25 protein-coding genes are annotated in these 23,120 nt (G+C 37.5%); 10 read left to right on the top strand and 15 right to left on the bottom strand.

Features of this window, described 5'->3' with window-relative positions:
- The first annotated feature begins 31 nt into the window (after positions 1-31).
- The gene (locus AC2YJL_RS11495; protein ID WP_028408353.1) at positions 32-673 is read left to right on the top strand and encodes a LysE family transporter; all 642 of its coding nucleotides are present in this window, start codon (positions 32-34) and stop codon (positions 671-673) included.
- On the opposite strand, the gene AC2YJL_RS11490 is transcribed toward AC2YJL_RS11495, so the two are convergent.
- From AC2YJL_RS11490 to AC2YJL_RS11475, 4 genes are all read right to left on the bottom strand, one after another.
- A complete protein-coding gene (locus AC2YJL_RS11490; protein WP_251568203.1) occupies positions 659-1,480 on the bottom strand; it encodes an alpha/beta fold hydrolase in 822 nt (273 codons plus the stop codon). The two genes, AC2YJL_RS11495 and AC2YJL_RS11490, sit on opposite strands and share 15 nt — an antisense overlap.
- A gap of 212 nt (positions 1,481-1,692) precedes the next feature.
- A complete protein-coding gene (parC, locus tag AC2YJL_RS11485; RefSeq protein WP_251568204.1) occupies positions 1,693-4,119 on the bottom strand; it encodes a DNA topoisomerase IV subunit A in 2,427 nt (808 codons plus the stop codon).
- Positions 4,116-6,092 (bottom strand): DNA topoisomerase IV subunit B, encoded by a 1,977-nt coding sequence (parE, locus tag AC2YJL_RS11480; RefSeq protein ID WP_028408350.1) that lies wholly within the window; start codon positions 6,090-6,092, stop codon positions 4,116-4,118. The genes parC and parE overlap by 4 nt, the downstream gene beginning before the upstream one ends.
- Before the next feature lie 333 nt (positions 6,093-6,425).
- Entirely contained in the window at positions 6,426-6,839 is a 414-nt protein-coding gene (locus tag AC2YJL_RS11475; RefSeq protein ID WP_050689736.1) for a CoA-binding protein, read from the bottom strand.
- A 205-nt stretch (positions 6,840-7,044) separates the two neighbouring features.
- Between AC2YJL_RS11475 and plsY the strand changes: the two genes are divergently transcribed.
- Together plsY and AC2YJL_RS11465 are read left to right on the top strand one after the other, a co-directional pair.
- Positions 7,045-7,638, top strand: coding sequence for a glycerol-3-phosphate 1-O-acyltransferase PlsY (gene plsY / locus AC2YJL_RS11470; protein ID WP_013057243.1), 594 nt, complete (start codon positions 7,045-7,047; stop codon positions 7,636-7,638).
- Positions 7,639-8,012: 374 nt separating this feature from the next.
- Entirely contained in the window at positions 8,013-8,303 is a 291-nt protein-coding gene (locus tag AC2YJL_RS11465; protein WP_013057245.1) for a HesB/YadR/YfhF family protein, read from the top strand.
- A 41-nt stretch (positions 8,304-8,344) separates the two neighbouring features.
- Here AC2YJL_RS11465 and AC2YJL_RS11460 read toward each other — a convergent pair whose 3' ends face one another.
- The 3 genes from AC2YJL_RS11460 to tlp all read right to left on the bottom strand — a co-directional run bounded on the left by AC2YJL_RS11460 (position 8,345) and on the right by tlp (position 10,628).
- Positions 8,345-8,767, bottom strand: coding sequence for an acyl-CoA thioesterase (locus tag AC2YJL_RS11460; RefSeq protein ID WP_195696906.1), 423 nt, complete (start codon positions 8,765-8,767; stop codon positions 8,345-8,347).
- A gap of 78 nt (positions 8,768-8,845) precedes the next feature.
- The gene (locus AC2YJL_RS11455; RefSeq protein WP_487374763.1) at positions 8,846-10,273 is read right to left on the bottom strand and encodes a phospholipase D family protein; all 1,428 of its coding nucleotides are present in this window, start codon (positions 10,271-10,273) and stop codon (positions 8,846-8,848) included.
- A 112-nt stretch (positions 10,274-10,385) separates the two neighbouring features.
- Positions 10,386-10,628 carry a small acid-soluble spore protein Tlp gene (gene tlp / locus AC2YJL_RS11450; RefSeq protein ID WP_014459887.1) on the bottom strand — a complete coding sequence of 81 codons (243 nt, stop codon included), beginning with the start codon at positions 10,626-10,628 and terminating at the stop codon, positions 10,386-10,388.
- Positions 10,629-10,800: 172 nt separating this feature from the next.
- On the opposite strand from tlp, the gene AC2YJL_RS11445 reads away from it, so the two are divergent.
- Complete coding sequence (locus AC2YJL_RS11445) at positions 10,801-11,412, top strand: hypothetical protein (protein WP_195696904.1); 612 nt, start codon at positions 10,801-10,803, stop codon at positions 11,410-11,412.
- Between the two features lie 31 nt (positions 11,413-11,443).
- On the opposite strand, the gene AC2YJL_RS11440 is transcribed toward AC2YJL_RS11445, so the two are convergent.
- The 4 genes from AC2YJL_RS11440 to acnA form a co-directional block, all read right to left on the bottom strand.
- Positions 11,444-11,587 (bottom strand): acid-soluble spore protein N, encoded by a 144-nt coding sequence (locus AC2YJL_RS11440; RefSeq protein WP_014459885.1) that lies wholly within the window; start codon positions 11,585-11,587, stop codon positions 11,444-11,446.
- Positions 11,588-11,631: 44 nt separating this feature from the next.
- Positions 11,632-11,775: an FbpB family small basic protein gene (locus AC2YJL_RS11435; RefSeq protein ID WP_013057252.1), complete on the bottom strand. Its 144-nt coding sequence runs from the start codon at positions 11,773-11,775 to the stop codon at positions 11,632-11,634.
- Between the two features lie 212 nt (positions 11,776-11,987).
- The gene (locus AC2YJL_RS11430; protein WP_251568207.1) at positions 11,988-12,587 is read right to left on the bottom strand and encodes a TlpA disulfide reductase family protein; all 600 of its coding nucleotides are present in this window, start codon (positions 12,585-12,587) and stop codon (positions 11,988-11,990) included.
- Between the two features lie 195 nt (positions 12,588-12,782).
- Positions 12,783-15,503 (bottom strand): aconitate hydratase AcnA, encoded by a 2,721-nt coding sequence (acnA, locus tag AC2YJL_RS11425; protein ID WP_050689731.1) that lies wholly within the window; start codon positions 15,501-15,503, stop codon positions 12,783-12,785.
- Positions 15,504-15,723: 220 nt separating this feature from the next.
- Here acnA and sspO point away from each other — a divergent pair, with 220 nt between their 5' ends.
- The 4 genes from sspO (at position 15,724) to ku (ending at position 17,803) form a co-directional block, all read left to right on the top strand.
- Entirely contained in the window at positions 15,724-15,873 is a 150-nt protein-coding gene (gene sspO, locus AC2YJL_RS11420) for a small acid-soluble spore protein SspO (protein ID WP_013083371.1), read from the top strand.
- Positions 15,874-16,084: 211 nt separating this feature from the next.
- The gene (locus AC2YJL_RS11415) at positions 16,085-16,225 is read left to right on the top strand and encodes a small acid-soluble spore protein P (RefSeq protein WP_013057256.1); all 141 of its coding nucleotides are present in this window, start codon (positions 16,085-16,087) and stop codon (positions 16,223-16,225) included.
- Positions 16,226-16,377: 152 nt separating this feature from the next.
- Positions 16,378-16,818: an Hsp20/alpha crystallin family protein gene (locus tag AC2YJL_RS11410; protein WP_050689730.1), complete on the top strand. Its 441-nt coding sequence runs from the start codon at positions 16,378-16,380 to the stop codon at positions 16,816-16,818.
- A gap of 151 nt (positions 16,819-16,969) precedes the next feature.
- Positions 16,970-17,803 (top strand): non-homologous end joining protein Ku, encoded by an 834-nt coding sequence (gene ku, locus AC2YJL_RS11405; RefSeq protein ID WP_230932704.1) that lies wholly within the window; start codon positions 16,970-16,972, stop codon positions 17,801-17,803.
- A 21-nt stretch (positions 17,804-17,824) separates the two neighbouring features.
- On the opposite strand, the gene AC2YJL_RS11400 is transcribed toward ku, so the two are convergent.
- The 3 genes from AC2YJL_RS11400 to AC2YJL_RS11390 form a co-directional block, all read right to left on the bottom strand.
- A complete protein-coding gene (locus AC2YJL_RS11400) occupies positions 17,825-18,223 on the bottom strand; it encodes a hypothetical protein (protein WP_013057259.1) in 399 nt (132 codons plus the stop codon).
- 186 nt (positions 18,224-18,409) lie between these two features.
- A complete protein-coding gene (locus AC2YJL_RS11395; protein ID WP_251568209.1) occupies positions 18,410-20,122 on the bottom strand; it encodes a DUF2357 domain-containing protein in 1,713 nt (570 codons plus the stop codon).
- On the bottom strand, positions 20,076-21,710 hold the full coding sequence (locus AC2YJL_RS11390; RefSeq protein WP_195696899.1) for an MrcB family domain-containing protein: 1,635 nt from the start codon (positions 21,708-21,710) through the stop codon (positions 20,076-20,078). Before AC2YJL_RS11390 ends, AC2YJL_RS11395 begins: the two co-directional genes overlap by 47 nt.
- 505 nt (positions 21,711-22,215) lie before the next feature.
- On the opposite strand from AC2YJL_RS11390, the gene AC2YJL_RS11385 reads away from it, so the two are divergent.
- Both AC2YJL_RS11385 and AC2YJL_RS11380 read left to right on the top strand, forming a co-directional pair.
- A complete protein-coding gene (locus tag AC2YJL_RS11385) occupies positions 22,216-22,446 on the top strand; it encodes a hypothetical protein (RefSeq protein WP_195696898.1) in 231 nt (76 codons plus the stop codon).
- 12 nt (positions 22,447-22,458) lie between these two features.
- Entirely contained in the window at positions 22,459-22,692 is a 234-nt protein-coding gene (locus AC2YJL_RS11380; RefSeq protein WP_013057270.1) for a hypothetical protein, read from the top strand.
- 130 nt (positions 22,693-22,822) lie between these two features.
- On the opposite strand, the gene AC2YJL_RS11375 is transcribed toward AC2YJL_RS11380, so the two are convergent.
- Positions 22,823-23,062: a hypothetical protein gene (locus AC2YJL_RS11375; protein ID WP_013057271.1), complete on the bottom strand. Its 240-nt coding sequence runs from the start codon at positions 23,060-23,062 to the stop codon at positions 22,823-22,825.
- Between the last annotated feature and the right edge of the window lie 58 nt (positions 23,063-23,120).

Genomic DNA, 23,120 nt, shown 5'->3' with positions numbered 1-23,120 from the left:
TATTGGACAAGTTAGAAAGGAGGCTGTGTTTGTGGAATGGTTTTTGATTGCTATAAAACAAATAATTCTAGGTATTAGTCTCGCAGCACCGGTAGGTCCAATTAATATAGAGATGATTAAAAAAGGGCTGACAAAAGGTTTTTGGGCTTCTTGGCTAGTTGGTTTAGGAGGCATGACGGCCGACATTTTATTTATGCTCCTCATTTTAATAGGGTTAACGCCTTTTGTTCAGATGCAGGCTGTTACTGTTTCCCTGTATGCAACTGGTTTTGTCATGCTCACATTTGTTGGCTTTCAAAGTATGAAACAAGCTGTCTCTCGTTCCTTTTCAGTCGATGTAAATAAACCCTCTATTAAAGGAGATAAATCGTTTTTTTCAGGCTTCTTCATTGCTCTTATGAACCCTTTAAATATTGTGTTTTGGTTTGGTGTATTTGGGTCAAGCTTAAGCGAAAGCCTCCACAGTCAAACGTGGCTATCTGTCTTTTTTCACAGTTTCTTTATTATCTTTGGCATCCTTCTTTGGAATTTAAATATTGCCTGCAGCATTCATTTCACAAGAAAATTTATCACACCTAAGCTTCTTCGTTTCATTACGTTAGGTGCCGGGTTTTTACTTTTTTTATTTGGCTGCCAGTTCGGTTTTAAGTGTATATCCTTACTTATAGGCTGAGCTTTTAGCAATGAGTTCAATAAGAGTGTCATTTACTTTCTCACGTTCATCATAAAAAAGGCCGTGTCCACTATTTTCAAATGGAAGAAGTGTAGAAAATGAAATATGACGATTCATAACTTTTGCAAGATCAAATGGACAAATTTGATCTTTTTTTCCGTGTAATATATATGTCTCAGCGAAAATTTGACTTAAATCTTCCCGTAAGTCTTCGTCTCGTAAAGACACCGCAGTTTTAATCGTTCCATGACCGGATGCCTCTAAACCTAAATCTTGAAACCACCCTCTAAAAGCTGAACTGGTTGGCTGATTAAAAAACTTTTTCCCAAACTCTTCAAGCATGTTAGGACGATCTCTATACGTATTTTGAATAATTGTATATACTTCTTCAGAAGGAAGTCCATATGGAAAATCAGTTTTTTGAATAAAACTAGGAGCCGCTGCTCCTAATAAAATTAACTTCTTCACGCCATATCCTAAATGTCTGCTCATATATCGAATGGCAATGGCTCCCCCCATAGAAAAGCCTACGAGCGTATAATTTTTAAGCTCCAATCTTTCTACTAACATGCGAACATCATCCGCTAATTGATTATAAGAATAGCCGGTGAAAGGCGCATCTGATTTTCCGAATCCTCGAAGATCAGGAGCGATACATCGAATACCTCGGGCCGGCAATGTTGTAAATTGGTATTCGTACATTTTAGCGTTAACAGGCCACCCGTGAAGGAAAAGAACGGGTTCCCCTTTTCCGATATCCCGAACAAAAAGTTTAGTCTTAGGAGTTACGTGAATAAAATAGTTCATGTATAACACCTCCTAGTTGTTCTTATATATATATGTTTAGGACAATTGGAACATTCAAAAGTTTCTTATAGGCCTGTGTAGGATGTGTATAATGTTTATTTGGGATGAGGAGTAGAGTAATTCTTTTATATTGTTTATTTAGAACATAGTTTAATTTAAAAATATAAAGTGAAAAAAGCAGTAAAGCTTTAAAAACTTTACTGCTTTTTTTGTTATTTTTCTTCCAGCCACACATCAACTAAATTGCCAGCTTCGCTTTGGTCCAATACGAATGAACCGTTGCTGTATCGGTCACTAGCTCGCATTGTAGACGGATCAACCTGCTCGATTTGACCTTTAGATGATTCCACTATCATGTAATGTTCTTTAGAGATTGCTTTTACTTTTGCAATTTGATGCGGATTAGCTTTTAGTTCTCGGACCATCACTAGCCCTCGTTTTGCTCGTGCTGATTCTTCAAACTCAGTAATTTTTGTCTTTTTCACAGCTCCTCGCTGCGTGGCGATAAATAATTCAGTTGATAGAGCTTCATCTTCATCGAAGATAACGCCGCTTACAACATAATCATCGTCTTTTAAGTTAATTCCTTTCACACCAGAAGCGCGAGTTCCTACAATATTGATTTCTTCTTCCCGGAAACGCAGTCCGTAGCCAGAACGAGTGGCAATAAACACTTGTTTTTTACCATCCGTTTGATATACATCGATTACTTCATCATCGCCTTTTAAATTAACGGCGACAAGAGCTTTGGAGTAGCGCTGTGCTTTATATTGAAGTAATTCTGATTTTTTGACCATACCATTTTTCGTAAAGAAAAGCAGATACTGATTTTCTTTAAATTCTTTCACCGGTATCGCCCGTACAATTTGCTCTTCTTTATCAATTGGAACAATGTTCATGATATGCTGCCCCATGTCTTTCCACCTGATATCAGGAAGTTCGTGCACTGGCATATATAAATAATTCCCTTTGTTTGTGAAGATGAGTAGCGTTTCGGTTGTATTAATTTCATACTTCGCTAAAATTCGGTCCGTATCTTTCATACCGAAGTCTTGCCCGTTAGACGCGGTGTAAGAACGAAGGCTTGTTCGTTTTACGTATCCGTCTTTTGTGACTGTCACCATCACTTCTTCAGATGGAACCATCACTTCTAGATTAATCTTAATTTCTTCGATTTCCGCTTCAATTTTTGAGCGGCGTTCTGTACTATATTGCTTCTTTACACGGCGTAATTCTTTTTTGATTACATTAAAAAGTTTTTTCTCGCTATGTAAGATTTCTTCTAACTCGTTAATTTTAGCACCTAGCTCTTCGGCTTCCGCTTGTAGAGCTGTGATATCCGTGTTTGTCAAACGGTATAATTGAAGCGATACAATCGCCTCTGCTTGAGGTTCTGTAAATTCATATTTGGCAATTAAATTATTTTTAGCGTCGCGCTTATCTTTAGAAGCTCTAATCGTCGCAATAACTTCATCTAAAATCGACAGGGCCTTAATCAATCCCGCTACAATATGTTCACGTTCACGTGCTTTTTGCAGTTCATATTTAGAACGATTTGTTACCACTTCTCTTTGATGATCAATATAAGCATCAAGAATATTAGCCAAACTCATAAGCTTTGGTCGCTTTTTAGCAATAGCAACCATGTTAAAATTATAAGGTACTTGCAGATCCGTATTTTTATAGAGATAGTGAAGTACTCCTTGAGCATTTGCATCTTTTTTTAATTCTACTACGATGCGTAGACCGGTACGATCCGTTTCATCGCGAACTTCAGCAATGCCTTCCACTTTTTTATCTAAACGAAGCTCATCCATTTTCTTAACAAGGTTGGCTTTGTTTACTTCAAACGGAATTTCCGTAATAACAATTTGCTGTTTTCCGCCGCGAATGGACTCCACTTCCGTTTTTCCGCGAATAATAATTTTTCCTTTACCTGTCTCGTAGGCTTTCTTAATCCCGTCTACCCCTTGAATGATTCCTCCCGTAGGAAAATCAGGACCTTGAATAGCCGTCATCAACTCTTCAATTGTACACGTTGGTTTATCAATTCGCATGATCGTTGCGTCAATTACTTCACCTAAATGATGAGGAGGAAGTTCTGTAGCATAACCAGCTGAAATACCCGTGGATCCATTTACTAGCAAGTTAGGAAACATAGCCGGTAACACAGTTGGTTCGCTGCTTGTATCATCGAAGTTAGACACAAACTCAACCGTTTGTTTGTCAATATCTCGTAGAAGTTCTGCAGCAATCGATGAAAGGCGAGCTTCTGTATAACGCATTGCTGCTGGGGGATCTCCATCAATACTTCCGTTGTTTCCATGCATTTCGATTAATACATTTCTAACTTTCCATTCTTGACTCATTCGAACCATGGCCTCATATACAGATGAATCACCATGAGGGTGATAGTTACCAATTACGTTCCCTACAGTTTTGGCTGACTTGCGAAAGCCTTTTTCTGCTGTATTTCCATCTACGTGCATTGCATATAAAATACGGCGCTGAACGGGTTTTAACCCGTCTCTTGCATCCGGCAGTGCACGCTCTTGAATAATATATTTACTGTATCGACCAAAACGGTCGCCTAGTACATCCTCAAGAGGTAAATCTAAAAAGCGTTCTGTTTGTGTCATTGTACGTCCTCCTCTGCGACCGTTAATACATTTTCATTATCTAAAATATTTGGATCTTCTTCTAATCCAAACGCTACGTTGCTTTCAATCCATTTTCTGCGAGGTTCTACTTTATCGCCCATCAAAGTGGTCACACGACGATCAGCGCGAGCAGCATCATCAATACGGACACGAATCAGCGTACGCGTCTCTGGGTTCATTGTTGTTTCCCACAGCTGATCTGCGTTCATTTCACCGAGACCTTTATAGCGTTGAATCATATACCCTCTTCCTACCTTATCGATAGCACCTTGCAATTCTTCGTCACTCCATGAATATTCAACCACTTCTTTTTTACCTGACCCTTTACTTACTTTATAAAGCGGTGGAAGAGCAATAAATACTTTTCCTGCTTCCACAAGCGGTTTCATATAGCGGTAGAAAAACGTTAGCAGAAGCACTTGAATATGAGCGCCATCCGTATCCGCATCGGTCATGATGACTATTTTATCGTAGTTAATATCATCAATTGCAAAATCTGCTCCTACTCCTCCGCCTATCGCGTGGATGATCGTACTAATTTCTTCGTTTTTAAAAATATCTTGAAGCTTGGCTTTTTCGGTATTGATAACCTTCCCTCGCAGTGGCAGCACAGCTTGAAAGCGGCGATCCCTTCCTTGTTTTGCTGAACCTCCGGCGGAATCCCCTTCGACTAAGTACAGTTCGTTTCGCTGAGGATTTCTTGATTGCGCAGGCGTTAACTTTCCGCTTAGAACGGTTTCTTGACGCTTTCGTTTCTTCCCGTTTCTTGCGTCTTCTCTCGCCTTTCGTGCTGCTTCACGCGCTTGAGCAGCTTTGATTGCTTTTTTTACAAGAAGAGAGCTTACGTCCGGGTTTTCTTCTAAGAAATAGGCAAGTTTTTCAGAAATAACTGCATCTACAGACGAACGAGCTTCGCTTGTACCTAACTTTCCTTTTGTTTGTCCTTCAAACTGAAGCAACTCTTCAGGTATCCTTACAGAAACGATGGCTCCTAAGCCTTCTCGTATATCCGTTCCTTCTAAGTTTTTGTCTTTTTCTTTTAGCAGGCTTACTTTACGGGCGTATTCATTAAATGCACGCGTCATAGCGCTTTTTGCACCGGACTCATGCGTTCCACCATCCTTGGTACGAACATTATTAACGAATGATAAAATGGTTTCAGAATAACCATCATTAAATTGAAAGGCAAATTCAACTTCAATATTATGGTGAATCCCTTCAAAAAAGACGACTGGATGAAGTGAATCTTTTTCTTCATTTAAATATGAAACGAAGGCTTGAATACCTGTTTCATAATGAAAGGTATCGTGACGATCATGTCTTTTATCGATTAACTCTATTTTGAATCCTTTTAACAGAAAAGCCGATTCGCGGAGCCGTTCACAAAGCGTGTCATAATTATACACAGTTGTTGAAAAGATCGTAGCATCCGGTTTGAAATGAATCGTTGTTCCTGTTTTTTTCGTTTTCCCTATTTTTTCTAGCGTCGTAACCGGCTTTCCTCCATTTTCAAAACGCTGTTCATAAATAAATCCATCTCTATGAATGGTTACAGTCAACCATTCAGACAGCGCATTTACAACAGATGCACCTACTCCATGTAAGCCTCCGCTTGTTTTATATCCACCCTGTCCGAATTTACCTCCTGCATGCAAGATGGTTAAAATAACTTCAGGCGTTGGTTTTCCTAGTTTATGCATGCCCGTTGGCATACCTCGACCTTTATCTTGTACAGAAATTGAATTATCTTTGTGAATGGTTACAATAATTTCTTCTCCGTAGCCTGCTAGAGCTTCATCGACAGAGTTGTCGACGATTTCATATACTAAATGATGCAGACCTCGTGTATCCGTACTTCCAATATACATACCAGGACGTTTACGAACGGCATCTAATCCTTCTAGTACTTGAATTGCATCTTCATTATAATTAAATTGTTGTTTCCGAGCCATTCATACTACCCCTTTCATTACAACGAACATTACTACATTATGTATGAAACACAAACGTTTGCGCTTCGTGTCTAAGAATAAATGATCATGTATCCTATCTTTTGATTTTATAGTGTTCGCATAAACAGAACGTATGTTTCTATTTTTGCGTACTTACAAGATTTTAGCACAAATTTCCGTATTATAAAAGCAATATCTTGTGTATTCATGGATTATAAGCATTATAAAGCTAGCTGTCTAACGTCTATTGTAGCGGAAACGCTCTTACTATTTCAATGCATGGTGAAACCCATGCAAGCAGTGTGCATGGGTTGGTTGTTCTGCTTATAGATCTTACTTTGTTAAAGCATGCTCAACTTTTATACAACGATCCATAACTACAGTATACCCTTTTTTAGCGAGCAGGTCATATGCTTCTTCATTAATTAAACCAGATTGTGCCCAAAATACGTCTGCGTCTACTTCTAAAAACTCTTCTGCAACTTCAAGCAAATGCTCAGAGCGACGAAATACATTAACGATATCAATATGCCCTTCAATTTCTTTTAATGAAGATACGGCTTTTACGCCGAGCGCTGAGTTAATTGTCGGGTTCACCGGAATAATCTCGTAGCCTTGCTGCTGCATGGCTTCTGAAACCATATAAGACGTTCGATGAGGGTTATCTGATAAACCTACTACAGCAATGCGCTTGCTTCTCTTTAATATTTTACCAAGCTCTTGGCGGGAAGGAATTTTAATGGACATGTCTATTACCTCTCTTAGCTATATAATATGTACTGAACAACATTCGTGATTTACAGTTGATTTCCTGCATATAGTACCCGTTTTCTCTATTTTTGTAAACGTCTTCTTTTTTTAAAATAATTGTCTCTCACCCAAAACTAGCTATGTTTTTTTAAGTATCTCATGGTAAAATAGAAACGATATAGAAATAAAGGAGCTTTCAAACATGAATTATTTATTACCTATTCTTGCCTATATCTTGGGCTCTATTCCTTTTGGACTAGTTGTTGGAAAACTAGGATACGGCATCGATATACGAGAGCATGGAAGCGGCAATTTAGGCGGCACCAACTCCTTTCGTACATTGGGTGTAAAAGCCGGAATTATTGTTACGCTGGGAGACATTCTAAAAGGAACCCTAGCAGCTTCTTTACCGCTTTTATTTGATACGAATCAAAACATTCTCTTCATTGGTTTATTTGCTGTCATTGGTCATATTTTTCCTGTTTTCGCGAAATTTAAAGGCGGGAAAGCTGTTGCCACGTCCGCCGGAGTGATTTTATGTTATGAACCTCTTTTATTTGCTTTCGTACTATTATGTTTTTTTATCTGCTTATACATAACGAAGTATGTATCACTGTCATCAATGGTTACCGGGGTATTAACCTTTATCTACACGCTATTTAAGCAAGACTACATGCTTATTATGATTATTGGTTTAATTGTAGCCTTTGTCATTTACAGACACCGCGCAAACATTACCCGAATTCTTAACAAAACAGAACCGAAAGTCACATTTTTGTCAGGTAAAAAGAAATAAGAGGATCTTCCTCTTATTTCTTTTTTTATAACCACCTTGTAAGCGAATACATTTCTTATTTATTAGTTATACTGATACTAAAATAAGGAGGTGAATGATGTGAAGAAAAAATGCCCCATTTGCAAACGAAATAAGAAAATGGATTCACAGCTAGAAGGAAGCCGCTACTGCGTTCACTGCTGGGAGACCATTGGAAAACAATATGATTTCAAATGAAAGAATGAAACGATTTAATATAGAAATGAAGCCTTCACCTCTATATTAAATCGTTTTATTTTATCTCATTCCTTCCTAGCTGGATTCGTATATATTGGTAATTTATCTACCTTTCTACTATAATAAATGTATCCGCAGTATTGGAAGGAGCATAATTAATGAAATTAACAGTAACAGAAGCAGCTGCTACGTGGTACAAAGACGAAATGATGCTAGAAGGAAACGAAACAATTCGCTTTTTTGTTCGCTACGGCGGATGCAGTAACGTTCAAAAAGGTTTTTCTTTAGGTGTAAACACAGATTCTCCTAAAAACGTTGGCGTTGAAACAAAAGTTGACGGTTTAACATTCTTCGTAGAAGATGAAGACCTTTGGTACTTTGATGGTCATGATTTGACCGTAAATTATAATGAAGAAACAAAAGAACCTGACTTTCATTACGAAGCGTAAGAAAAAAAGCATCGATTTATCGATGCTTTTTATTCTTGCGCTTAACCCTGCTTTTTGGCATTTTCATAGGCTTTATGCCATTCCGGATAATTACGGCGAATTGAAATAGGCTTAAAGTTTTCTTTTTTCACACATACGTGTGACGATGTTCCTGTTAACGCAAGTTCTTCATTTGAATTAAAAATTTCGTAGCCGTACACAACGCGTAGCCCGTCATAGCTCTCAACCCAAGTATGTACTACAGCTGTCTCGCCATAATGAAGCGGCTTTTTATATGAAGCCTGTATATCAATAACTGGCGACAGCACACCGTCTCTTTCCATTTGTGCATAGCTAAAACCTAAATCACTAATAAACTGCGTTCGACCTATTTCCATCCATACTAAATAGTTAGCATGATACACAACGCCCATCTGATCAGTTTCTGCATAGCGCACTTCGATTTCTTTCTTCGATACTAGCATGATTTTACCTCCTCTTGCACTGTTCCTGTTTTATCTTACCATATAAGGAGAATATACTCCTACTAGTTTGGTTATTACTCAATATGTTGTAAGACTAAGCGCATTTTGAATGCGATATATCAGCATTTCCAGCCGCGTCATCTTATTTTCATACCTTTTATAAGGAAGTGTATATGTGTATTCTTTATTTGTCCATAAGCGGTCAAAATAAGCGTTTAGTTCGGTCATAACCTTTTTGTTAGAAGGGCCTGATACTTTAATGTCCGTTTCTAAGTTCAAGTTATCTAAATTCCGTTTTGTAAAATTTGCTGCCCCTGCAATAATCGTTGCCTTTCTTTTGTTCCGAATAAATAAAGTTTTAGGATGATACTGCTCTTTTCCCGTATGATACCAGCGAACTTTAATATTTCCTTTAGATTTTTTCACAAGTTCTGCTGCGACTGGACGGTTAGGCAGTCCGAACTTCTTTCTTCCAAACGCATTTTCATTAGGATCTAAAATTAATCGTACGTTTGCGCCTTGTTTAGAAGCTTTCAAAAGCGCCTTTATTACGTCTCGATCTCCAAGATAAAACATGCCGAGCCATACATCGTCGCCTTTTTTAGCATGACGTAAATCATGTAATATGTGCTTATAGATTTTGCCTTCTGTTAACAGCTGAACATAGAGGTCTCCCTTTTCTTTTTCTTTCTTCTTATACCGAGGTAACTTTCCTCCATAAGAAAAATCTGACACCGCTTGTTCACTTTTCACCACATCTCCAATGATATTCCCTTTTACTTCAAAGGCCATGTTAGAATTATAAAAACTTGCATCATGAGGATTGGCAGAGGAGATAATAACGCTTTGATCCGTTGCTACTACTTTTCTATGATTCGCTTTTACATTTAACACCTTAAAATAAGCACGAGCCGTCGTCTTAGGCGCATTATTTCCAAAAGGATTGGTGATCCATCCGATTCCTTTTTCACCAAACCACTGAACAAACGTTCTCCACACTGAAGAATACAGTGGAATGGAGTCTCTGAGCTTAGATAAATTGGTTTGCACCACTTTGATTCCGTTTAGCCGCAGTGAATCTAACCACTTTGAATCATGTGAGCCGTAGGTTGTATTGATTTCATCTGTAATAAAGACGATTTCGATAGTAGGATGTTTTCGTTTCTTTTCAATCAGCTTACTTGCAAGCGTATCACTAAGGTGAGGAAACGTTTCGCCTTGGTTATAGTAGCCGTTAAATAGAAACATATCCATAATAATAAAAGCTTTTGCGTCATCAATCGCATTTGTAACTGCTTGAAAAATATGTTGTTCAGAAACAGACGTCTGCTGGTCTTGATACGTTAGGTCTGATAAAAGAAATACATCTTCTACTTTGTGGGGCTTACTTTCGTATGAAACTCCTTTAGGCAAGGGCTTATGCGTGTGATAAGAGCCCACAATAATCAAGACAACAAGTAAATTGACCAAAATCCTTACTACTTTCTTTTTTACGTGCTTTTTCACCTACATAAGCCTCTTCGCTAGTTTGTATTAGTATTGACCTTACTAAAAAAATATAGAAAGAAAGCAGCTAAAACCGTTTATTTTTAGCTGCTTATTGTCGTTGTTTTATTTATTAAATCGTACCTTCGTAACCATTTTGACGAGCTTCTGACTCATCTTTTATTTCGCTGCGCATTGCTTCGATACTTACTTCACGATTGTGATTTTTTTGCTGAATGCGCTGACGTTCTTCTTCAGTGCTGCATGCAGCTGCTTCTTCTGCTTCTTCAATGTTTTTCATTGTATTTTGGACCATTGTTTGTAATTTTTCAACGTTATCACTGCGATCGTCTGGATTCGATTTATTCCATGCCATTGTATCTTCCTCCTCAAAATAACTTTGTTACAATTGTAGTATGCCGGATTTGTTCATCTCTATAAGTGGAAAAAAATGATTTTAGTTTACATAATATAATTATAATTAAGTTAAAATGTATATATAAAACATACATAATATGGTAATATATACATACAAAGGGGGAATCGCTATGACCAAACGAATGATAACATTACTAAGCGTCATTTTTATTGCAGTGCTTGCCGTATTTTTTATGTCGCAAACCTCATTGGCATCAAAGTTGACAGCAAGTGCCTTTATGAAGCCTCATCATTACTCAAAACATGAAGAAAAAATGTTAGCTGTGACAAACCTAGACTACAAAAGCAATATCATTGCATACGATGTGAAAGCTCCTAATCACGCAAAAGAAGCTTATGTAAAAGCTACTTATTACGAAAAGGGAAAAGCAAAAGAGCCTTTATTTTCAGGAGGATTGACTGTTTCAAAAGAATTTGACATGTTTGCTATTACATATAAAATCGATGATGATACTCATAAAGTTATGTTTAATGTAGGCAGCAACGATACAAACCTAGGAATAGAAGCGGAAAAGCAAAAAAAAATGAACGGCTATTCCTTTACTGGATTAGAGAAAAAACAAACGGTAAAAATGAATAAAACATATCCAGTTGCTGCTTTATTTGGTGACGATGGCAGTGGCATACGAGTTGCTCCGCTTTCAACCGACGATGGAGAAGTTGTTAAAGAGCTTATTTCGAGCAATCCTTACGTTTATTTATTCACAGTAGAATTCAAATAATAAAAAGTCGCTGAATTCAGCGACTTTTTATTCATTCACCTTTGGTTTGAATAACTTGAGGATGCTTGCCGGATGTATCTTGCATTTGTTTTCCGTTATTTCCACCAGCTTCTCTCGGTTGAGTGCCGATGTGATTCGGAACAAAAGATTTGCTTTGTTTTTTAGGATTTCCCATGCTTATCCCCTCCTCACCGTTACTCTAACCAACTTACTTTGAAATTATTCAGCTCTTTCAAGCATACGATCTTCTAACCGCTTTTCAATTTCCATTTCAATGCGTTCAATTTCTGACTGATCTTTTAACAGTTGCGTTTTATTTTCTTGCACTAACTCTTCAAATGAACGTTTGCGTAATTTTCTCATGATTCCAACACCTACTTTATGTAATTTTTATGAAAAATCTGAAAAATCTAAAGAAACTGATATCATATAACTATCTATATTGTAACCAATTTGTCAGATAAGTAAACATACTTTTTGAAAAGTTGTAAGAAAGTTTGACATGTTTACTGACTTATCTATGTATACGATGGTAAAGTAAATAAGTTTCATTTTTAATAAAACAAGCAGCGAAGTTAATTCGCTGCTTGTTGAGCAAAGGTTTCCATTTGTTTAAGCGTCATTGGACCATTCACTCGTTGAACAATTTTCCCTTCTTCATCTATAAAGTAAGATGTCGGAATGGTGGAAACCCGATATTTTTTACTTCCTACACTATCTTGGTCGTCCAATAATACACGAAACGTAAACTGTTTTTCTTTAAGAAACTTAGATACTGCCTGTTTACTGCCTTCTGACGAAGTTAAATTAACCGCAAGCAGCTGTACATCGTTTCCATATTTCGCATAAAACGCTTGCATATCGGGCATTTCTTTTTGACACGGCGGACACCATGTTGCCCAAAAGTTTAAAATGACTTTTTTTCCTTTAAAGTCCGATAATTGAACGGATTTCCCGCTCGTATCTGACAGTGTAAACGGAGGCGCTGTATCTTTTGGTTCCAACCCATAAGCTTGACCCGAAGCCTGACGAGCACTATCGTCTTTTTTGATATTTAAATCCTTGTATTCGCTTAAGTTAGAATTATCGGATGCTTCATTTGGAGAAAGCCCTTGCCAAAGTGCGTAGCTAAGAAAGCCTACTAGAAGCAAGACCGCAATTATTTTTTTAACCATATGATCGGCTCCTTTATTTCTTCTAAAAAGTGATAATCTATGTATTAATAGATATGTGCAATATCTACTAAAATAATCCTTTTATAGGGCATTTTCTTTTATAATATAGCATATTTCCCTTTCATTTTTTGTCGAAAACGGTGTGTTTGCATAAAAAAAGAGCGGCTCACAAGAACCGCTCTTTTTCTTTATAACTTACGCATGTGTTTTAGACTGTAATTTATCACGAAGCACCATTTGCAGGATACCACCGTGGCGATAGTAATCAATTTCAACTTCACTGTCGAAACGAACCAGCACTTCAAATTCTTTTTTGTTTCCAGCTTCATCAGTTGCTGTTACTTTTACAAGATCACGTGGTTTTACTGTTTCATCAACTGCTACTGCAATTGTTTCTTTTCCAGTTAAACCTAATGTATCCGCGCTTTCACCATCTTTAAATTGAAGAGGTAAAACACCCATTAATACTAGGTTTGAACGGTGAATACGCTCAAAGCTTTCAGCGATGACTGTTTTAATACCTAAAAGGTTTGTGCCTTTTGCTGCCCAGTCACGAGAACTTCCCATGCCGTAATCTTTACCTGCAAGTACAACAAGACCTGTACCTTGCTCTTTGTATTTCATACAAGCATCATAAATGCTCATTACGTCATTTGTTGGCCAGTGTGTTGTCCAGCCGCCTTCTGTACCAGGAGCTACTTGGTTTTTAATGCGAATGTTTGCAAATGTACCGCGCATCATCACTTCATGGTTACCACGACGAGAACCATATGAGTTAAAGTCTTTTGGTTCTACACCGTTTTCTTGAAGGTAAAGACCTGCAGGTGATGTTTTTGCAATTGAACCCGCTGGTGAAATGTGATCCGTTGTCACTGAGTCACCAAATTTCGCTACTACGCGAAGATCATTTAACGGTTCTACTTCACCTGGCTCTTCTGATAACCCTTCAAAGAAAGGTGGGTTTTGAATGTACGTTGAATCATTCTCCCACGTATAAAGAGCATCTTCGCTTGTTTTAATTTCATTCCAGCGCTCGTTATCATCGAATACGCGCTCATACTCGTTACGGAATAATTCAGGCGTTACCGTACGGCTAACAACTTCTTTAATTTCATCTTGAGAAGGCCAGATGTCGCTAAAGAATACTTCATTGCCGTCTGTATCAATACCGATTGGATCTTTTTGTAAATCTACATCTACCGTTCCAGCCAGTGCATATGCTACAACAAGCGGCGGAGAAGCAAGGTAGTTACCTTTTACTAATTGATGAATACGTCCTTCAAAGTTACGGTTTCCTGAAAGAACAGACGTTACAAGCAAGTCGTTGTCTGCAATCGCTTCTTCAATTTCAGCTTCTAATGGACCAGAGTTTCCGATACAAGTCGTACAGCCGTAACCTACGATGTTAAAGCCGATTTTATCTAAGTATGGAAGCAGCCCTGAATTTTGCAGGTAAGCCGTTACTACTTTTGAACCTGGTGCTAATGACGTTTTCACGTAAGCTGGAACATCCAATCCTTTTTCTACTGCTTTTTTGGCAACTAAACCAGCTGCTACTAATACGTAAGGATTTGATGTGTTCGTACAGCTTGTGATAGCCGCAATGGCAATGGCACCTGTTTTCATTGTTGTTTCTGAACCGTCTGCAAGCTTAAACGTAATTTCTTTATCTACGTCTTTAGCATCAAGTCCGAAGCTTTGGTTGCTAACAGGAGCTGTTAAAGCCTTCTTGAATTCTGTTTGCATTTGAGAAAGTGGAATTAAATCTTGCGGACGCTTTGGACCAGAAAGATTTGCTTCAATCTCAGCAAGGTTAATCTCAACAACGTCAGTGAAAATTGGATCTTCATTTTCTGGTGTGAAGAATAAACCATTTGCTTTTGTATATTGTTCGACAACCTGAATGTCTTTTTCATCTCTTCCTGTTAAACGCATATATGCTAATGCTTCTGCGTCAACTGGGAAGAATCCACATGTTGCACCGTATTCAGGAGCCATATTAGCGATTGTTGCACGGTCAGCTAATGGAAGTTCTGCTACGCCAGGACCGAAGAATTCCACGAATTTTCCGACTACTCCTTTTTGACGAAGCACTTGCGTAACTTTTAACGCTAAGTCTGTAGCTGTAGTGCCGTTTGGTAATTCACCCACAAGTTTAACACCGATTACTTCAGGAACTGGGAAATAAGAAGGTTGACCAAGCATACCTGCTTCCGCTTCAATACCGCCAACACCCCATCCTAAAACACCGATACCATTAATCATCGTTGTATGAGAGTCAGTACCTACTAGAGAATCAGGGAAAGCTACAAATTCACCATCTTCTTCAACAGCATGAACAACGTTTGCTAAATATTCTAAATTTACTTGGTGCACGATACCTGTAGCTGGTGGAACTGCACGATAGTTATTAAATGATTTTTGAGCCCAGCTTAAGAAATTATAGCGCTCTGTATTACGTTGAAACTCAAGGTCCATATTAATTCGTAATGAGTCAGCTGTACCTGCTTTATCAACTTGTACGGAGTGGTCGACAACGAGGTCTACTGGAATTTCTGGATTGATTTTGTCAGGATCTCCTCCTAAATCAGCCATTGCTTTACGAAGTGACGCTAAGTCTACAACCGCTGGAACTCCAGTGAAATCTTGAAGAATAACGCGAGATGGTTTGAAAGGAACATCGATATCTTTAATATCTTTTGTTCCCCATTTTGCAAGGTTTTCGACGTGTTCTTTTGTAATAACACGGCCATCTACCTGACGAAGAACAGATTCTAATAATACTTTAATTGAATACGGCAGCTTAGAAACGTTACCTAAACCTGCTTCCTCTAAAGCTTGTAAGCGGTAATAATTATATGTGCTGCCATTAAGATCGAATGACGAACGAGCGTTAAAAACGTCTTTTTTAGTCATTGCTTTTACCCCCTTAAAATTCTATGTATAAAGGATTTACTTACCCCATCCTCTATTCCCTTCACCATCTATCTTAATATAATATTATACATAAGTAAATAAAAAGAATGTTATTAATTAACATAAGTTTCACTTATAACCTTTTCCATCTCCCTTTTATTTTTCTAATAATTCATATTTCATTGATTTTTACGCATGCTAGAAACGGAGGTGATTCAACATGGCTAAACGCAAGTCAAACCACGTCATTCCTGGAGCTAATGCGGCTAGCGCTCAAGGAAAAGGAGCGGGTTATAATGAAGAATTTTCAAATGAACCATTAACGGAACAACAGAAACAAAATAATAAAAAACGCAAAAAAAATCAGTAAAACAATCTCTTATTGGATATACTAATCACTAGTTAGAAAAGCAAAATCGTTTAACTCCATGAAATCTAACGAGAAGGCGTCATTATATATGACGCTTTTTTTCTGTTCCCATTTCCTGTTTTTGTTAAACCTATTTTTAGAAAGGGGAATTTTTCATCGGATAAATTCCCTGTCACTATCCTACCCTAATAATGAAAGGGAGGCTTTAACTATGAACAAAAACAGCAGCAAAGACATCAGAAGAAATGCGCCAAAAAGCAATTCTGGACAGCCAGAACCGCTAAGCGGATCTCATAAAGTAAAAAACCGTAAGCATTCTCGTCAAAAACACAATAGCGGACATGATATGTAAAACAGCGGCAAGCTCTCTACAGAGCTTGCTTTTTTATGCGTAGAAAAGACAGCTAGTACTTCAAGCTTATTCTTTGCGCAGGAGTTCACTAAGTACATAAACGCGCATATGATAGTAAAGTGAAACAGTTTAAATAATGGAGGAACGCAGAAATGAAAAACAAGCGTCTGCCAGCAGACCAAATGTTTGTAAAAGGCTTTCAAGAGTTGTTAGAAGTCATGCTTTCAAATCCCTTTATGAGTTATTTAGATTATGATTCTGTTCGTATAGATTTATTTGAAACAGAACAATCATTTATTGTCGAAGCTGAATTATTAGGGTATCACCCTAAGGATATTATCGTTCAGATACAACCTGCCCACTTACAGCTGACAGCCAAAAAATACTGCATTAGAGAATTTCATGATGAAAAGCAAGGAACGCTTGCAAGAGAACAAATGGAAGAAAGCGTTGAACGTACAATCGACTTTCCATTTCCATTGATGAATAAAAAAATTACCGCTACATTTAGTAACGAAATCCTCGAAATTACGATTTCTAAACATGAGACAAATGAATCTAATCAGCAAATAGTCCCTATTGATTTCCAATAAAGCTGCAGATGTTGTCTCTGCAGCTTTATTGGAACTATTTAATTGTTTATTTAGCACATAGTTTTTTAAGAATATTCTTCTTTTCAAAACAATGGGATATCTAATTTGTTTTACGGCACACTACTAAAAAAAGAGTAAAAGGAGAACGTTTATGCTTCATACTGCTTGGAAAGGTAAAATCAGCTTTGGATTAATTGATATCCCTATTAAACTGCACGGAGCAATTGAAGAAAAAGATGTAAAGCTGCGCACGCTACACTCCGTTTGCCATACACCTATTCATCAAGAAAAACATTGCCAAACGTGCGGACGAGAAGTAGAATCCGATGAACTGGTTAAAGGATACGAAACTGCGACCGGTCAGTTTGTTGTACTTTCACAACAGGAAATTGACAGTGTCAAAGAGCCCTTTGCAGCAAACAAAGCCGTTGAATTGTTACACTTTGTTTCGTTAGATGACATTGATCCCCTGTTTTTTGATAAGCCCTACTATATTTCTCCTGGAGAAACAAGCCTAAAAGCTTATTATACTTTATTAAATGCACTTGAAATAACGAATAAAGTCGGTATTGCGGATGTATTTTTATATTCCAAGCAGCAAATGGCAATTATTCGTTCCGTGGGCGGATCTCTTATTCTTCACACGATGCATTTTGAAGAAGAACTTCGTTCAGTCACAGATGTGCCTAACTTATCCAGTACTTCTTCCATTAATGAAAGTGATACACAAGTGACGGTGGAATTAATTGAGAAGCTATCTACTTCTTTTAATCCATCTATTTACAAAAACAACTACCGAGACGCCTTACAAAACGTCATTCAACAAAAAATAAATCAAGGCGAAGTTACAAAAGGCAGCGAAAGCGAAGAACGAGATATTCGACATTTAATGGAAATGTTAAAAGTGAGCATAGATCCTTCTACTTTACACCCGACAAAATCAACAGCAGAGAAAAAAACTTCATCCTTAAAAAAGAAAGCATAAAAAAGCTAACGAAGAAATTCGTTAGCTTTCATTTGCAACAGAAGTCTTAGGAACAATAGTTCCATATGACGCCGGTATTTTTAAATATTGCGTTACTTGATTATTTTCTACAAAGACAATAAAGTTATCTTTTTTATCTTTTCCAATACCTTTTGCTTTTGCTTCAGACCACGTAAAGCCCAGCTTTTCATTTACCTCACTGCGAGTCGTTTCTGGTCCAAAAACATATACTTTATCCCATCTAAAATCACATAATTCATTAAAATCAAGGATGGAAGCTTCTTCTTTACTTTGATTTGTTTTTTTAATTTCATTAATTACAGTTTGCTGAAGTTGCGCCTGGTTGCGTTCGCTGTATACCCTGTCAATAAAAAAAGTTGCCAATAGCGCTACTAACGTGAATAGTAGAATCTTTTTCACTTCGTTGTCCTCCTGATACGTTCTCTGCACATGATACGACTTCTTTTCGATACGGTTTTATTCTCTACTATTCTAGAAAATTCAACAGGAAAATACAACTAAAATCTCGAAATGTCATCAAAACATAAAAAACTTAACACTATGTCAACCCATAAAAAAAGACTTGTTCACTTTCTACCTATTCACCTACTCAGCGCTGAAAAAATGTGGTTCTACCGTACAAATAGCTTCAATAAATTCTTCTACTAACCCTTCTTCTCCCGGCAAAAAAGGCAGCGCACCGACTCCAACACGTTTAATACTTTTATAAAAATGATGCTGCTTATAGCCCTCTGCTTTCCCTGGAAACAGCACAATCGCTGTTTGTACCGGTTTTATCCCATTTTCTTCTACAATAGCGTCTCGGTAACGATGCATGGTATTAATATCTTCTTCTCTAGGAGAGGGCGTATCGTGATTTGGTTTGATGCGATACTTAGCGTCAAAAAGATATACACTTTTTTTCTCCCCTTGCTTTACTTCAAGCAGTAAATCAGGCTTTTGAATAACGGTATGAGTATGATGATATGCTTTCTGATACCATAGCGTGACTTCTGCTTTCCCCACTTGAAAACGATGATAAGACGGCTGCATCCTGACGTTCAACCCTTTTTCTGTCGTTGTCATGATGTTTTGCTCTATCGGCTTGCCGTAAGTTTTCAACTTCTTTAAAAGACTAACATACGTCCAGTATTCATAGAGAGTTGCAATATCTTTTAATGAAAGCTGGTAAAATTCTCCGTTAAGAGCCAATCCTCGCGTTAAGAACATAAAGTATCTGCTTGCTTCCCGGTAGCGGGGTGCCGTACGCAGTGTAGAAGGAAGAGTTGAAGCTTGGAGGGTCTTCACCCGTTGCCAAAACACATTATTTAACAGTCTTTTTAATTCGGTATGATTAGTTTCTAGAGCCGACACCGCCTCTTTTTTTACATATCTGTCTTCTATTAATTTGTCAATTAGTGCAGTTAGCTTATGGTACAGCTGCGTCATCATCCATTTAACACTTTGATTTTCAAGATTATCATAGGTAGACACATGCCTGGTGCCAATTGCTTTTGTGGGTACTACTTTTATATTTCGATTAATTTTAATCCCCCTGCTTGAAGATGCAAGATAGGTAGGGTGTGTTCGGACAAAAGATATAGCACGGCTATCTTGTTTTTTTATTTGATCGCCTCTCATGAGCTCATGTTCAACTTTTACCGATTGAAACGGCTGATTTTCAATCTGACGCACAGAATGAAGAAAGGGTTTCATATAGTGAGAGAGCACATGATAAAATTCCGTCCATGTTGCTTGCTTAGACCAAACAGATTTCGCTTCAATATATGTTTTACGAAGCATATCGTATGCCAAATCATGAATGTATCCGTTCACTTCATCAACCATGTGTACATAATCTGTCTTGTAGCTCATCTTTGATGGGAAAATTTCAAGAGTAAAGGACAGCTCTTTTTCTCTTTCACTGTAAACATGAAACGTAGAATACCCTACTTCATTTTGAAAGCTTATATTTCCCGTCAAAATGTAGGGAAATCCTACGGTTTGAAAACTTTGTTCAACTGCTTTTGAATCGTGGGTAACAAACAGGCTTGTTTCATTTTTAGAAACAACTGTAATTTGATAGGTTTCATTTTCAAAAAATAAAGGCTCAAGCGGCGGTTTTGAAGTCATCATGCCTTTTGTTGGCTTTAATACTTTTACATGTGTAATTCCTTTTCCCGTACAAGAAAAAAACATCACTTCTTCGGCAGATTTTATTCTTTTCTTATTTTTCCCTTTTATAACCACCGTACATGTGTCGGTTTCAATTTCAACGTACGGTATTAATCCAAAATGACGTGTATCCGTATACTTCAAAACGTCTCATCATCTCCATTATTTTGCGTGCGCTTTTAGGAAATCTCATTCCATCTGCATTTACGACAGCTGTCTCAAATTCATCATCTAACAGTGTATTTGTACAGTAATAATAAAGGTTTTTTAATAAGTCAAATGTGTACCCATCGCTTCCTGAAATACGAGGCAAAACTTTTTGCAAAATCTGAAAATCAAACGCCTGATCAAATGTAAACATCCCGCTTTTCACCGCGTAAATTAAATAAAAGCATATTTCGTCGCGTACGCGGTAACCTATTTGTAGATCGACTTCTATAAGCATCTCGTTGACGGTTAGAAGTTCATTTGTTACTTCGTGAATGAGCTCAGCATGTTCAACATACGCATCTTTTAAGTGAACATATTGACTTTGAATTTGTACATTTTGAATGCCGTGCTGAGACGGATCTTTATCATCTAAAAAATCAAAAGAATCTAGTTGAATCTTATTTAACTCAATGGTGTTGGTACGATCTAACAACTTTTGACTAAACCCATGAGTTGTTTCATCCATATTAATTGTACCGATAATGAGAAGATTGGACGGCAAATAAATATCTCGGAACATCTTATGTCCCGGGAATAACGGAGCCGTTTTGATTTTCCCTTTTGACCAGCTCCTGCTTTCCATTACGCTTAAAATATCGCTAAAATAATGTTCAACTCGAGCTAAGTTCATTTCATCCAATATGGCAACATATGTGTAAGCTGGGTGCTGAATGGCTTGCTGCATAATCGACAGAAACGATCCTCTGCGAAAATCTCCTCTTAAATCAATATATCCTAATAAATCTGAACTATCGTGCCAATCGGGTCGAACCGGAATGAGCACTTGTCTTCCATTTTCAATCGTAGCACCGATACTATCTGCTAAGAGCTGAGCAAGCTTTGTTTTTCCTGTCCCACTCATTCCTGATAAAACAATAAACGGTTTGGTCTTTAAAGCAAAGTAGGCGTTGGCTATATCATGTCGTTCATATGTAAATCCAGATTTCCTAATATACTCATGAATATGGACGATGGCGTCTTTGTCTCCCATCATCTCTTTGCTCATTCCGTATGTTTTTATATACTGTTCATGCATACTTAGCAGTAAATACAAGTCATCTTGAAGCTGATCATTGCTAGGTAAGTCTGCTATATTGTAAGGGAGGTAAAGAGCTACTCTATCCTCAAAGTTTTTCGCTTCCATGCTTGTACCAATGACAATATGATTATCTTTCAATACGCGGGCATGTTCAGGAGTGAAAAACCGAATGTCTTTCAGATCGGTTCCTTCTTCTGAGTCTCCTCTCATCATGACTAAGTAAATGCGCTGACCGTCTTCACTGAATAAATACGCGACCATCACGTCACTCTCTATATTCTTATTCGCAAGGGTCACGTAAGGAAATGTTTCAGCATGGTGTCCCGATATACGCATTTCTTCTCGATTTATATGCTCCAATCGATAAAGAGAAATCGGAAGCCTGCGTGTAAGCATATTTTCTATTTCATGTTTCACAAGTACATCTCCACCCATTTGTTTATAATGTTCCGCTACATACAGCAGCCGCTCGCGCAAACTCATCGAATTCTCTCCTTTCTGCCTTCACACCAGTTTGTAAAAATAAAAAGCATCGTCAGCTGACCACGCAAAAGGTTCATTTCTTTTATTATAGACGCTTTCTTCGTATAGTAAGCTATTTTATAACGTTAGAAAACACTACACTATTCTTTTCTCTACATATATGTTTATGTTCATTTTAATGAAACATGACAGAAAAGAAAAGCGTTAGGGGCTTAATGAATGAAGAGGCAATGATACGAACAGAAAATAGGCAGCTTCTGTGCAGAGTGATAACACACTTTTTACTGCTGATGTGTTTACAGCATGTAAAATATCGTGCATTTTTATTATTCCCTCCTTTTCCTGTCGAGGTTTTAAAATCTTTTCACGTTTTACACAGAACTACAATACGCTACAGTAGACCACTTCTATTCTCTGAATGAATCCATGTATTATTCATATTTTCAAAGAAGCTACAATAAGCTTTTAAAGACTTAGAAGAACTGTCGTTTGAAAGGAGAATAATATGCTATTCGACTCAACAAAAATCAACCTAGGAAATTTGAACGTTCGCAGTGCTGATCAAGCAAGCAGTATTTCTATTGGAAATACGTCAAAAGTTACAAGATATGTCACAGCAAAGAAAAATCAGGCCTTCGGACAGCAGCACGCTGATCAATGTTTTACAGCAGGATCTGCTCAAAAAACTGTAGATAACGATTATGTAGATGCATTTGCAACAAAAAATGATAAATAAGGAGGAAACCATATGATTTTTTCGCCCATGGTCATTAACTTACAAGCCTTCAAAGTGAACGTTTTGGATAATTCATCCGTTTTAAGCATAGGACCTAATCAGCAGCTTGATGTGTTCGTATCTTATAAACGTAATCAAGGTCTGGGAGAATCAAACGGAGATTTTTCTCCGAACGTAACTCCGTTCTCATGGATTATAGACTCAGATGTAAATGATTCAAACTCAGTTAAAAATAGCGTAATTTAATTTTTTCATCTCCTCTACCTCTACTGCGCACAACGAGCAGCATATCTTCATCTATTCGTCTATTAGCATTCAATCGGAAGCCTAATAAATATAACCTGCATCTGAACTGGCTATATTTATTAGGCTTTTTCTATGAAATGGGCACTTTTTGAAAAGATGATGGGCTGTCAATTTGATCTCGATCATCGACACAGCTTCTCGTTCCTATAAAGCCGCTATCATCACCAAAGTTTTGCCCAAATCCCTGTGTTTTTTTATCTGAATTATTCCAGTCTGCTAGTAAATTCTGTCCGATATTTACTGCAGACGCATTTTCAAAGGAATTTATCTTTAGCATTAAAATATTAATATTTATAGATGCACCTGCCATTTAAACCACCCCCCTTTCAAACTATATTCAAATTCCATCTTTTTATGATGTGTGTAAG

The organism is Priestia sp. SRI_019 (genome assembly GCF_057586255.1).
This window is presented reverse-complemented; position numbering and strand designations above follow the sequence as displayed.